This window comes from Accumulibacter sp. (assembly GCF_031732815.1).
Classification (GTDB): Bacteria; Pseudomonadota; Gammaproteobacteria; order Burkholderiales; family Rhodocyclaceae; genus Accumulibacter.
In genome coordinates this window covers 1-4,187 of the sequence record NZ_JAVMKF010000179.1, presented here as the reverse complement: position 1 = coordinate 4,187, position 4,187 = coordinate 1, and the positions used below count along the sequence as shown (strand labels likewise).

Annotated in this window: 5 protein-coding genes; 2 read left to right on the top strand and 3 right to left on the bottom strand. The window is 66.7% G+C overall.

All coding sequences use genetic code 11. From position 1 onward, the window contains the following. From RKP46_RS11760 to RKP46_RS11750, 3 genes are all read right to left on the bottom strand, one after another. On the bottom strand, positions 1–721 hold a 721-nt coding region (locus tag RKP46_RS11760), incomplete at its 3' end, for a transposase (RefSeq protein WP_311106811.1). Between the two features lie 648 nt (positions 722–1,369). After that, the gene (locus RKP46_RS11755; RefSeq protein ID WP_311106813.1) at positions 1,370–2,200 is read right to left on the bottom strand and encodes an SAM-dependent methyltransferase; all 831 of its coding nucleotides are present in this window, start codon (positions 2,198–2,200) and stop codon (positions 1,370–1,372) included. Beyond that, a complete protein-coding gene (locus RKP46_RS11750) occupies positions 2,200–2,643 on the bottom strand; it encodes a rhodanese-like domain-containing protein (protein WP_311106810.1) in 444 nt (147 codons plus the stop codon). Before RKP46_RS11750 ends, RKP46_RS11755 begins: the two co-directional genes overlap by 1 nt. Before the next feature lie 87 nt (positions 2,644–2,730). On the opposite strand from RKP46_RS11750, the gene RKP46_RS11745 reads away from it, so the two are divergent. Continuing rightward, positions 2,731–3,360 carry a hypothetical protein gene (locus RKP46_RS11745; RefSeq protein WP_409194135.1) on the top strand — a complete coding sequence of 210 codons (630 nt, stop codon included), beginning with the start codon at positions 2,731–2,733 and terminating at the stop codon, positions 3,358–3,360. After that, a partial coding sequence (locus RKP46_RS11740) for a KGGVGR-motif variant AAA ATPase (RefSeq protein ID WP_311106809.1) occupies positions 3,357–4,187 on the top strand: 831 nt, incomplete at its 3' end. The genes RKP46_RS11745 and RKP46_RS11740, both read left to right, overlap by 4 nt.

The window sequence follows — 4,187 nt, the reverse complement described above, 5'->3', positions numbered from 1 at the left end:
CCTGCTGCTCGCCCTGCTGCTCGCTGCCGGACAACGCGCCTGCGGCGGTGATTTGCGCCGCGACAGGCTCCGTTTCCGTCTCAGTTGCTGTCACAAGCGGCGTAGCCGCACTCTTTCCCACGCCAGCCAGCGCGGTGACCTGTGCGCGTAGCACTGCGTTGGGCGCCAGTACGCCGTAGTACCGATGACGATGACGGCGCGGGGGTGGAAGCAGCGCCGCCAAGCGCTCGATCCGTTCGAGTGGCGTCAGCATCAAGCTGACGCTGCCGCCGGGACCCGGCTTGATACTCTCATAGACCAGGTGTTCGGCGTCGATTTCCCGCAACCGCTCCACTGCGAAGGCCGGTCGCGCGCAGTAGCGCAGCAGCCGTTCCAGACCCGGCCGATCAGCGCCTTCGACGCGCACGCTGGCGTCCAGCGAAAATCCGCCACCGTGGTCCCAGCTTGCCATCGACTCGGCGTCCTCCGGGTCCAGCACGCCACGTCCGGTCAGCGCGCGCAGCAGACGACGCCGGACCCTGCCATGGACCAGAACCCCGCGTGCGAGATACCTCCGGAACTCGCGTTCGACATGGGCTGGGCTGGATACGCCCTGGCGGCTATCGCAGGAGAGTTCGAGCCAGGTGGCGAGGTGCGTCTGCACGGTGCGATAGAGCACGGTACGTTCGGGCCGGCGACGTCGATAGACGGCTGTGCGAGCGGGCGCGCAGGCGGTAGGCATGGGGATTCGGGTTGAGGACTCGATACGCCGCAAACTGCATGGCAATACCGTTTTCGGCGTAATGCCCTCTGGCTGCGGTACGACACTCGCCATGCGGTACCGCGTCCGCTGGCGGCTCTGCGAGCTGCTGCGGCACCTAGGGCGGTCGCACCGTCGATCATCACGCACTTGGCGTGCAGCTTGTTGCGTGGCACGGATCGGAATTCGATGTCCCCGGGCAAGGCGTTGCCGTGCTCCTCATCACCGAGAACGCGGACTGAACGCCGCTTTTCGCCTTGTCGACGAGCAGGCGAACAATCGCCGGGTCGGTCAGTTTGGCGTCGGCGATCGGAATCGCGGTGCGCGCTGCTCAACACCTGCTCGATTCTCTGCCGACTGTTGAACGGGCTGATCAGCAGGGAGAGCGCCTCGTCCGGCGTGAGGCTCCCCAGTCGCTCCAGTCGGCTGCAAAACACGCAGCGGACGAATGAGCCCCCCGCCGTCCAAGACTTGCGTGTTATCCGCATGAAGCCTGACGACACGCGGATTCGTCGGCCTGAGCGAGTTGTTCGCCTGCCGACACCAAACCGGCCCGCCGCGCTCCGGCCGACAGCAAGTTCGCTCGTTCGTGCAGCGGCGCCGGCCGGCGGCGCCAGGCACGCGCTGCCGCTAGGCGAAACGCTCGCGCAGTTCGTCGAGGCCGAAGAGCGTGAGCAGCTCGGCCAATCGCCTGGCCGGCTGGCGCGTCGGCAGGTCCTTGTACACGGCGATGATCAGTTCGTTCTTCAGTGCATGCTCCCAGCCGGTCAATTCGGTGACGCGGACTTCGTAGCCATGCGCCTGCAGGCGCAGGCAGCGCAGGACATTGGTCAGGTGGCTGCCGAACTCCCGCGTGTGCAGCGGATGGCGCCAGACCTCGCCGAGCGCCGCGGCAAGCGCCGTCGCCTTATGCTTGCGCAAGGTCGCGGCAAGCTCGGCCTGGCAGCACGGCACCAGCGCGAGGAATTTCGCCTGCCGGGCAAGCGCGAACGAAATCGCGTCATCGGTCGCCGTGTCACAGGCATGCAAGGCTGTCACCAGGTCGACGCGCGCCGGCAATTCGCGCGCGGCGATCGCATCGGCAACCGACAGATTGACGAAATGCATGCCGGCAAAACCCAGGCGGTCAGCCAGTTCGCGCGCGCGCTCAACCAGCTCGGCGCGCGTCTCGATGCTCCAGACACCTGACGACGACCCGCCGCGCAGGCGGAAGAACAGATCGTAGAGGATGAATCCGAGATACGACTTGCCGGCGCCGTGGTCGACCAGATGCAGGTCGGCGTGCGCCTGCTGTGCTTCAAGCAACAGCGGCTCGATGAAGTTGTACAGATGATAGACCTGTTTCAGCTTCCGCCGGCTGTCCTGATTCAGCGCGCCGTCGCGGGTCAGGATATGCAGCGCCTTGAGCAGCTCGAGCGACTGCCCGGCGCGAATTTCGTCCGGCGGCGCTGGCGCCGGCATCAGCAGCTCGCGCCTGGCGAACACGCCGCCGCCGTCGGCGGCAGCGGCGCCAGCGAGCGCCCTTCCTTCGCCCACGCCCGAATCCCGTCCTGCACGTTGTACACCGTCCGGTAGCCTGCCTGCTCGGCGAGCAGACGGCTCGCCGCGCGCGTCCGGTTGCCGCTCCGGCAGATGAGGATCACCGGCTGCTCCGGCTTCGCCACCGCGCGCACTTTCGCCAGCCAGTCGGCCGCGTCGGCGCGGCCGCGCTCGTCGAACAGCGTGATCAGCCGGCTGCCCGGAACGACGCCGGTCTCTTTCCACTCGCCAGCCGTGCGAATATCGATCACCGGCACGCCGGCAGCCAGCAGGCGCGCCAGTTCGGCGTTCCCGACGTCGACCACCTCGGCGCGCAGATGAGGCGCGAGGGCAAGCAGCAAAAGCAGGAAAGCAGCACGCAACATGATGGTTCTCCGGAAAGCAGCCGGCATTCTACCGCCTGCTGCGCCCAGCGGACGGCGCCGCCGACACGGCCGTCGTCGGGCGCACGCTTGACGGTGCTGCGGCGCGCTCCCTATACTCGCAGCGCGTTCCCAGTTCCGGCTTCCCTGTGCGGCGCCTGCCCTGCCCATCACTTTCGCCAGCGGGCGCTTGGCCGCACGGTTCATCGGCCGAAAGGCAAGCCGTTCCGGATGCAGGTGGACCGCGCGCGCCCTTTTTCATTACAACGACCCGCAACGGGACGGCAACTGTTGGCAAATCTGCAAAAATTGCCGGAAGACTATCCGGCGGCGGCCAGGCGACATTGGCGCGACGCCGAACTTCTCTGGAGCCATCAGCGTCAGGAAAACGCCGACCAGTTGTACGGCATCGCTGCCGAGTGCGCGGTGAAGGCTGCGCTCTCGTCGCTGCCGGGCTATTCGGCCCAAGCTTGCTTGCACGACAAGTACAAGCTGCACATCGACAAATTGTGGGACCAGGTTCATGTGCACAACATGCAGAAAAGCTTCCCGGGCCTGTCCGCGCTCCTTGGACTGGACCCTCCCCCGTTCGGCGACTGGACCATCGCCCAGCGCTACGCCGCCGACGCTTGCTTGGCGCGAGATGCCGTGGAAGCTCATCGAAAGGCAGCGCGCCGACTCCTGGGCGCGGCGCTGATCTCTGAGGAACGGGCCCGATGACCGCCGCGCAGAACTTCGACCAAGCCTTGCCCGCCGCGTTGGCGGTGCTCAAGCAGCGTTTTCCAGCCGTGTCTCCACTGACCACGATCGTGCGCGACGCCTTTGGCCTGCTCACCGTCGTCCTGCCCGATAGCGCGCTGGCTGAAGCGAGCGACTGGGATGAACTGGCGGACCGCCTGGACGCTGAATTGGGGCGTTACAGCCCCGGCGTACGGCGCGTTCTCCTGCGCACCAGCGACCTGATCGACGAAGACGCGATCTGCGCGTCAAGCGATCGCATCCGCCTTCCGGATCAAACCAACACGTGGCTGCTCGATCGTTTGCAGACCAACCAGGATTGGCTGCGCCGGCCGCTCTCTGCCTCACCACCGCTGCCGACGGCGATCGCCTTCAGCATCAAGGGCGGCGTCGGTCGGACGACGGCGCTGGCGCTCTGGGCCTGGCACCTGGCGCGCCAGGGCAAGAAGGTGGTGGTCGTGGACCTCGACCTCGAGGCGCCCGGGCTGGCCGGCGTCTTGCTGGACGAGGACAGGATGCCCGACTTTGGCGTGGTCGACTGGCTGATCGAAACGCTTTCCGGCGACGCCGACAGTTTCCCGTTGAGCGAATGCCTGGGCGAGTGTGCGCTGGCCGAGTCCACTCCCGGACGAATCCGTGTCCTCCCCGCCTTCGGGAAAAGGACCAAGAACTACATCAACAAGCTGGGGCGCGTCTTCATGCCGGTCTTCAGCAACGACGACGAGGCGCGCCTGCCGGGATTCGCCGAGCGCTTGCAGCGACTGCTCGTACAGATCAAACGCCTCGACGATACGCCCGACGCGGTGCTG